This is a genomic window from Sphingobium sp. (genome assembly GCF_035511395.1).
Classification (GTDB): Bacteria; Pseudomonadota; Alphaproteobacteria; order Sphingomonadales; family Sphingomonadaceae; genus Sphingobium.
On record NZ_DATKFP010000149.1, the window covers coordinates 1 to 3,738 of the forward strand.

Consider the following 3,738-nt stretch of genomic DNA (forward strand, 5'->3'; position numbering starts at 1 on the left):
TTCATGAACCGGCGCCCGGGCTTCGGGAACGGTGCTGATCTGCGCCGCCGCATCGCCCCAGCGCCCGGCGATCTCGAAGAACAGTTCGCGGATTGTCGTTCCCTTGGGGCGGCCGAGCAACAGCGCGATATTGTCCCACGAACCGTGCACGCCGACCGCGGTGCGCTTTCCGGGGTATCCGGCAATGTTGTCGAACACGATCGCTGGCGCGCCGTTGGCGTCGCGCGATGCGGCGACCGCGATGTTGCGCACGTCGGGCTCGGGCATCACCCGCTCGCTCCAGGTGATCGCCTGTCCGGCATCGCCCAGCAGTTCGAGGAAGTCCCGCAGCGAGGTGATGGACCGCGATTGCTTGGCCAGATCCTGCATCATCAGTTCCCTTCAGTCAGACCAGCTCAATGGCCGCCTTGGCCGGCGGTGGCCGTCTGGACGGTCACCCATTTCCACTCGGTCATGATTTCCAGATCGGCCTCGGTGCCTTCACGCCCGAACCCTGAAGCCTTGGTGCCGCCAAACGGGACGTGCGGTTCGTCGTGGAGGGTCGGAGCGTTGATATGGACCATCCCCGCCTCGGCTTGCTGGGCAAAGCGCAGGGCCTTGTCGATATCGCGGGTGAAGATCGACGCGCTCAGGCCGTATTCGGTGTCGTTCGCCAGGTCGATCGCTTCCTCGAGCGCGTCGAATGGATAGAGCGAAGTGACCGGACCGAAGGTTTCTTCGGCAAAGACCGTCATCTCTGGCGTCACGCCGCTCAGCACCGTGGCCGAGCAAAGGTTGCCATTCCATTCGGCCCCTGCAAGAATTACCGCGCCCTTGGTGCGGGCATCGTCGATATGCCGGCGGACTCGATCGCGTTGGCGTTCCGAAATGATCGGTCCGAGCATGGTGGTGGGCTCGCGCAGGTTGCCGCCCTTGGCCTTGGCCGTCGCGGCGGCGAAGGCCTTGGCAAAGGCGTCGAAGATCGGACGTTCAACGTAGATCCGCGATGCCCCCATGCAAACCTGGCCCTGATACATGAAGATGCTGAACAGCGCGGCACCGACGGCCTTTTCGAGATCGGCATCGGCGCACACGATCAACGGGCTCTTGCCGCCGAGTTCGAGTGTGTACTTCTTGAGGTTCCGGCCGGCGATCCCGGCGATGTGCTTGCCGACTCGCGACGACCCGGTGAAGGTTATCGAGGCAACCTTGGGATGACCGGTCAGGGCATCGCCGATTTCCGCGCCGTTGCCGTAGACGATGTTGAACAGCCCATCGGGCACGCCGGCGTCGCGCCACAGGGCGGCGAGCAGATCGGCGACCTTGGGGGCGGCTTCGGACGGCAGCAGAACGAAGGCGTTGCCGGTCGCCAGCGCCATCGCAGATTGCTTGATGCCCTTGATCAGCGGCACGTTGAACGGGGTAATCCCGGCGACTACCCCCACCGGCTGGCGCAGGCTCATGCTGAAGCGGCCCGGCGTGTCGGAGGGAATTGTCTCGCCGCGGACCCGCCGCGGCACTCCGGCCGCAGCGCGCAGGAAGCTCACCGCGAACCGCGTCTCGAACCCGGCCTTGGCGGCGGGCGAACCGATTTCGTCGATCAATACCTCGCTGAACAGCGCGGCGTCGCGCTCCATGATTTCAGCGGCCTTGACCATCCAGCCTTCGCGCACCGCGGCGGGCAGATCGCGGTGCTGGCGAAATGCCCTGTCGGCGGTCTCCACAGCACGATCGACGTCGGCGGCCGTGCCCGCCGCAACCCTGGCGTAAACGCTGTCGTTGACCGGATTGAGGTCGTCGAAATAGGTGCCGCTTCCAGGCGCTACCGCCACGCCGCCAATCCAGTGATCGAGGTTCTTCATCTTGCTAGTATCCTTCAATCAGATTCCGGCGCGGTCACGCGGTTGTGCGCATCGCCTTGGGCCAGATGCCCTGCTTGCCAGGAGAGAGAATGCCGTTGGGATCGAGAACATCCTTGAGGCGGTGGTGGAGATCCCAGAGTGCGCCGTCGTTGTGTTTGTAGGTCCTGGCGATCTGATCCATGAAGGCGAGGTGCGTGCGGTATTCGCCGAACCCCGCCTCCGCAGCCTCGTCGACCAGCAGGCCGAACAGGTCGTAGGCGCTCTTGCGCATCGTCTCGTCGGCGCGGTCGTACATGATCATCAGGATGTGATGCATGTCGCGCCAGCCGACCAGGAATTCGCCGATGTAGTCGAAGCCGTGATCGTTGCAGCGCTGCTTGATCAGCTTGTATTGGGCAAGTGCTTCGGAACCACTGGGCGCCGAGATCGGCGAAAAGTTGATGTGCCCGCCGCCGCCGATCCAGTTCATGATGCTGAATTCGGTCATGTTCGGCTCGCCGCGCATCAGCCGTACGCGATAGTCCCAGGCCGGATCGTTCTTGCGATCGAAATGGACCTTGGCGCCGGGAATGCTCATCAAGGCATCCTCCACCACCTTCCAGTTGTTCTCGATCACCGGCGGCGGGCCGTACAGCGCGCCGTAATAGTTCCACATTCCCAGATCGTGGTCCGCGGCGATCTTGGCACGGATCGACGGCGGCAGCGGGCCCTTGCCATCGTAATAGTGGCGCCGCGTGGTCTTGGCCGAGGCCTCCCACAGCAGATCGACCGCAACCGCCGCATTCGGGATGATCTGGTTGACCTTGAGCGCCCGGGTGACCTCGAAGATCGCCTCGAGATCCTCCTCCTTCTGGTAGGTGATCATGAAGGGCTTGTAGCCCGGCGGTTCCGGCATCAGCCAAATGCCCATCTTGGTCACCACGCCGAAATTGGATTGGGTGAACATGCCGTCGAAATGCGGGCCGGCCACGTGCTTGGTGACCTGCCAATGCTTCGATCCGGCAAGCGCGCCCTGTCCTGTTCGAACGACTTCACCATCGGCCAGCACCACTTCCATGCCGCACTGCATGACAAAATGGTCGCCATAGGGGGTATAGCCGGCGCCATGCTCCAGCGCATTGCCCATCACGCCGCCCCAGGCTGGTGCGGCAGGATCGATCCACAGCTTGCTGCGGATCTGGCGCAGATGGCGGTACAACTGCATGTAGGATACGCCGGGCTCGACCAGCGCGTAGCCGTATTTCTCGTTGACCTCGATCACGCGGTTCATCCGCCGCAAGTCGAGCATGACATAACCGGATTTGCGCGGAGCCGGGCCACCATAGGCAAAATTGCGGCCGGTCCCGATGGTCCAGACAGGGATCTTGTAGGCGTTGACGACTGCCAGGATCTTCTGGATTTGCTCGACACCGTCGGGCGCAACAGCGGCGGACGGCAGCATTTCGCCATCGGCCAGCGGAGAATAGGCGTCCCGGTAAGCCGAAAGCGGAAGCTCGTCGAGGAATACCCATTGCTTGCCGACAACCGCGGCAAGCTCGTCGAGCGCCTTGTTGAAAGTGGATGCGTCGACACCCTGGGGAACAATGCGGCTCAAGACAGGTCTCCCCCGATTTCATAAACCCAGGAGGCCAGCAGTCCGGGGCTGCCGGCCGCGATATCGCACGAACCCGACTGACAGGTGTTCAAGCGAGCTTCGGTTGGGGCACCGAGCGCGTCGCGAACCAGGTGCGCGACGGCCACCGGCCATGCCGCCGCGGCGCCTTGGAGCAGTTGCGCCGCGCCCTCGGTCCGATGCTGCCAGCGTCCGCCCGTGTAATGGTGCCGCCACAGCAACGCCGGGCGGGCGCCGCGCTCAACCAGGACCTGTCCGGCGATCATGGCTGCGGGATCCGAAGTC

The 3,738-nt window shown here is 63.8% G+C and carries 2 protein-coding genes and 2 pseudogenes; all 4 read right to left on the reverse strand.

The window, feature by feature from the left end; genetic code table 11:
- Positions 1-372: pseudogene (locus VMR39_RS09795) on the reverse strand (UbiD family decarboxylase); the annotation flags it as partial.
- A 23-nt stretch (positions 373-395) separates the two neighbouring features.
- Positions 396-1,841, reverse strand: a complete 1,446-nt coding sequence (locus VMR39_RS09800) for an aldehyde dehydrogenase family protein (RefSeq protein WP_037513046.1) — start codon at positions 1,839-1,841, stop codon at positions 396-398.
- 34 nt (positions 1,842-1,875) lie between these two features.
- On the reverse strand, positions 1,876-3,435 hold the full coding sequence (locus VMR39_RS09805; RefSeq protein ID WP_037513045.1) for an FAD-binding oxidoreductase: 1,560 nt from the start codon (positions 3,433-3,435) through the stop codon (positions 1,876-1,878).
- Positions 3,432-3,738, reverse strand: a pseudogene (locus VMR39_RS09810) (hypothetical protein); the annotation flags it as partial. The gene VMR39_RS09805 and the pseudogene VMR39_RS09810, both read right to left, overlap by 4 nt.